General features: G+C 35.5%; 1 pseudogene. It reads left to right on the top strand.

The window, feature by feature from the left end:
- Nucleotides 1-543, top strand: a pseudogene (locus AC1DRF_RS31900) (heavy metal translocating P-type ATPase); the annotation flags it as partial.

The following is a 543-nucleotide window of genomic DNA, read 5'->3' as shown; positions in this document are numbered from 1 at the left end:
GGTGATGATGTTTGGGGTAAAGGTAGCTCATTCTCTTCCTGGAAGAACCCGATTTTATATACCTAAACGATTAGAAATAAGTCGTATTGAAGCTTGGCTACGCTCTTTCCCAGGCGTATATTCTGCAAACTATAATCAAGTAACCGGAAGTCTACTCATTTATCATTATATTAACCTTTCTTTGGATAAACTAAAGTCTTTTACCCAGAAATATAGACATACAATCAGTCAAGTAACATCTTCATGGAAAAACTTCGTCCCTGTTATAGCTTGTGGAACCGTATTTTTAATTAACTGGTACCTGCAACGTTCTTCATACTCTCCTATAGTAAAGGCAGTTTCTTATTGGATTAGCTCTCTTACTGCTATTAGTACTTCCTATGATGTAATTAAAGATGGTGTTGTTCATGTCCTAAAAGAACGCAAAGGGAATGCTAATACATTAACAGCTGCTTCTATATTCGCTTCTTTGTATATGAAGAATCCAGGATCGGCTTTAATTATCACTTTGATGTCTACTATTAGTGAGCTATTAACAGACTA

Source organism: Priestia sp. P5_B4 (assembly GCF_056400385.1).
This window is presented reverse-complemented; position numbering and strand designations above follow the sequence as displayed.